We start from the raw sequence: 2,778 nt of genomic DNA, 5'->3' as shown, positions 1-2,778 counted from the left end.
GTGGCATGTTGTCGGCCGGTGGCGCGGGGGGTACGGCCCCCGGCGGTGGGGGTGGCGGAGGCGTGGCTTCGCCCGGCGGCGGAGGCGGCACCCGTCCCGATGGTGGGGCATCCTGGGCGAATGCCGCGCCTGCCAGCAGCAGCGATGCGCCGAAGGCGACGGCGCGAACTTGCTTCTTCATCGAAAGCCTCCTTTCGTCAGCGTGGTGGACATACCGGGACGCGTCAGCGCACGGCTATCGTTGCCCACGCTAGCAAGGGGCGATTTAATGGCGGCCCAATTGCGATAAGGCCTCCACCGTGTCGTCACGCCTATCCGACGGCGCCTCCACGGGCGACGTGCTCCACCTTTCATCCCGGTCCGCCCAACTCCTGCACCTCGCCGCGCAAGGCTTGCTGAAGCGGAGTACCCGCAAGGCACGCAAAGCCGACATCACGACGACCATCGCGCGGATGGGATTGCTTCAGATCGATACGATCAACGTCGTCGCACGCAGCCCCTACATGGTCCTGTTCTCGCGCCTCGGTGGCTACCGCAACGAATGGCTCGACGAAACCCTGGCCGAGGGCCTCATCGCCGAATGCTGGGCCCACGAAGCGTGTTTCGTGCCGTCCGGCCAATTCCGCTACCACCGCGACTACCGCTCGGGGCGCGCGGGCCATTGGGCGCACAAGCACGCCGAACGCAGCCATGCCGAGGCGCGCACCGACATGGATGCGCTACTGGAGCGGATTCGCCGCGAGGGTCCCCTGCGTGCCGCGGATTTCGAACGTGATGTTCCGGCGAGCAAGGGCTGGTGGGGCTGGAAACCGGAGAAACGCTGGCTCGAGGCATGGTTCGCACTGGGCCGGCTCATGGTGACGCGCCGGGAGCGTTTCCAGCGGGTCTACGATCTCGCCGAGCGGGTGACCTCCCGTTGGCCCGAGCCTCCACCTCCTGGCACCCTGGACGAGGCGGTCGTGCGCCGATATTTCATCGCCGAAAGCGTGCGCGCGCTCGGCATCGCGAAGGCGCGCTGGGTAGCGGATTACTTCCGTCTGCGTCCGCGCGTGACGGACGAGGAACTGGTGCCGATGCTTGCCGATGGCTCACTGGTACGGGTAGCGGTCGACGGCTGGGACGAGCCGGCCTACGTGCACCGCGCGCACGCGTCCCTGCTCGACGAGGCGGCACGGGGAAGCCTGAGGGCGACGCGGACCACGTTGTTGTCCCCGTTCGATCCCGTCGTCTGGGATCGCGCCCGGGCGATGGACCTGTTCGGTTTCGAATACACGATCGAGTGTTATACGCCCGCAGCCAAGCGCAAATACGGCTATTACGTGCTCCCCATCCTGCATCGCGGCCGGCTGGTCGGGCGCCTGGATGCGAAAGCCCATCGCCAGGGTGGCTTGTTCCAGGTTCTGGGCATCTGGCTGGAGCCAGGCGTGGCCCTGTCCCCGGCGCTCGTGGAGGGGCTGGCCTCGGCGATCGGTGAATGCGCCGCCTGGCACGGCACGCCTCGGGTGGTGGTGGAGCGAAGCCAGCCCCGGGGGCTGGCTTCGCTCATCGGCAAAGCCTTGTCCGGCTGATCAGCGGGTGGAAGCGGGGGCAGGCACGTCCGTGCACGACTTGCCGTGCAGCGCTTCCTTGAGCTGGTTGGCCAGCGATGTGCAGCGGTTCGCCAGTTGATCGCGCATGTCGGCATCCTGCGACTGCCGCAGCAGGCTGGTCCGCATGAGTTCGTAGCGGTTTTCTATCTGGTCGCGGGCGTAGATGCCGGCGGCCAGATGGCAGCTCTTGTAGCTGGCCAGGTATTCGTCGCAGGATGCGATGCCGGTGTTGTCGGGCAGGGGAGCCTGCTTGCCACTCGTACGGGCGCCGCCACTCTTGGGAGCGGTGTTCGTCGACGTCGTGGAGGTGGCGGCCCTGGTACCGCCACTCGCCGTGGTGGTGGTCGAAGTCACGGTGCGGCTGGTGGTGGGCTCCGGCTTGGTTTTCTGGTCCGAGCAGGCGGCCAGCGCGAGGGCGCCGATCAGGAATGGGGCAATGCGGATCATGGAGCGGTTCATGGGTCGTCGGTCCCCCTTGGCGAGCGTGGACGGATGGTAGCCAAAGTCGCACCGCTAGTGCGACGCTGGGCAAGGATGTCCCCAACCGGGGTGAAATCCGCGTCAGCGATGGCGCCGCCGGGGGCAATTCGGGGTCATCGCTATTTCCTTCAGGTACGAGTATAGTCTCCGGACTGTGTTTGCCGGGGTCATAGAGTTATGTTGACCCGATGCAGCTGATCACGTATCCGCAACATCGCTTCGCTCCTCGCGTTTCCTTGCACACCAGTAATGCGGCGACTTAAAACAAGTCGCTGGTTTCATTCGTAAATCGTATTGGAGTGTTTCTATGTCGGATCGTGAGATCGGCACCGTTAAGTGGTTCAACGATGCAAAGGGTTTTGGCTTCATTTCCCGTGAAGCTGGCCCGGACGTGTTCGTCCACTTCCGCGCTATCCAGGGCAACGGCTTCAAGTCCCTTGCCGAAGGCCAGAAGGTCTCCTTCAAGGTCGTGAATGGCCAGAAGGGCCTGCAGGCTGAGGAAGTCCAGGCCGCTTAATCGGCCGGGGCAACCCAAGTTTTGCGAAAAGCCGGGCGGCGACGCCCGGCTTTTTTTGTTTTTCGCGGAAGAGCGGCGGCGCTTTGCACTTCAGCTCTCAGGCTCGGCTTTGCCCTCGCGGTTGGGGGTGTGCGGGGCAGAGCCGTCGGCCGCCACCCTCGTCGCTCCGGTTGCACCGTCGCTCGGGAAAGG

The 2,778-nt window shown here is 65.3% G+C and carries 4 protein-coding genes; 2 read left to right on the top strand and 2 right to left on the bottom strand.

Annotated elements, in window-relative coordinates; translation table 11 throughout:
• Positions 1-181: hypothetical protein (locus ACR9ZJ_RS19170; protein WP_481288666.1), on the bottom strand; the 181-nt coding region annotated here is incomplete at its 3' end.
• Between the two features lie 118 nt (positions 182-299).
• Between ACR9ZJ_RS19170 and ACR9ZJ_RS19165 the strand changes: the two genes are divergently transcribed.
• Positions 300-1,568, top strand: coding sequence for a winged helix-turn-helix domain-containing protein (locus ACR9ZJ_RS19165; RefSeq protein WP_481288665.1), 1,269 nt, complete (start codon positions 300-302; stop codon positions 1,566-1,568).
• On the opposite strand, the gene ACR9ZJ_RS19160 is transcribed toward ACR9ZJ_RS19165, so the two are convergent.
• Positions 1,569-2,036, bottom strand: coding sequence for a hypothetical protein (locus ACR9ZJ_RS19160; protein WP_481280926.1), 468 nt, complete (start codon positions 2,034-2,036; stop codon positions 1,569-1,571).
• 340 nt (positions 2,037-2,376) lie between these two features.
• On the opposite strand from ACR9ZJ_RS19160, the gene ACR9ZJ_RS19155 reads away from it, so the two are divergent.
• Positions 2,377-2,586 carry a cold-shock protein gene (locus ACR9ZJ_RS19155; RefSeq protein ID WP_371024729.1) on the top strand — a complete coding sequence of 70 codons (210 nt, stop codon included), beginning with the start codon at positions 2,377-2,379 and terminating at the stop codon, positions 2,584-2,586.
• The last annotated feature ends 192 nt before the right edge of the window (positions 2,587-2,778 follow it).

The organism is Luteibacter sp. KNZ12-1A (assembly GCF_056755675.1).
Note: the sequence above shows the minus strand (reverse complement) of the source record. Positions and strands in the feature narration are given on the sequence as shown.

Coding starts and splice junctions, on each gene's coding strand:
- ACR9ZJ_RS19160 (WP_481280926.1), bottom strand. CDS start 2,036: ATGATCCGCATTGCCCCATTCCTGATCGGCGCCCTCGCGCTGGCCGCC.
- ACR9ZJ_RS19155 (WP_371024729.1), top strand. CDS start 2,377: ATGTCGGATCGTGAGATCGGCACCGTTAAGTGGTTCAACGATGCAAAG.